The organism is Bacillus sp. NTK071 (assembly GCF_017303315.1).
In the GTDB taxonomy this organism is placed as follows: domain Bacteria; phylum Bacillota; class Bacilli; order Bacillales; family Guptibacillaceae; genus Guptibacillus.
In genome coordinates this window covers 1-263 of the sequence record NZ_JAFKOI010000105.1, presented here as the reverse complement: position 1 = coordinate 263, position 263 = coordinate 1, and the positions used below count along the sequence as shown (strand labels likewise).

Genomic DNA, 263 nt, shown 5'->3' with positions numbered 1-263 from the left:
GGCCTCGGGCGCGATGACGGCGCAGATGATCGACTTGATGTTGTGCGGCTCGTAAAGCTCTTCGAGGAATTCCTCGCCGCCGCCGAATTTCAGCCAGGCGAGGTATTCACCCGCCTGCGGACCGAACGGGACGGCGGCCAGAAGCTGCAGCGCGGGAACGCGACCCGCCCAATAGCCCGGCGTCGACCAGCCGGCCTCGACCGCGCCCGACCCCACCGCGTCGAACACTTCCAGCGCCGGCACGACACCACCGGGATTCTGGA

The 263-nt window shown here is 68.1% G+C and carries 1 protein-coding gene; it reads right to left on the bottom strand.

Annotated features, from left to right (window positions below; translation table 11 throughout):
- Window positions 1-263: type 2 periplasmic-binding domain-containing protein (locus tag JI666_RS22190; protein WP_206895069.1), on the bottom strand; the 263-nt coding region annotated here is incomplete at both ends.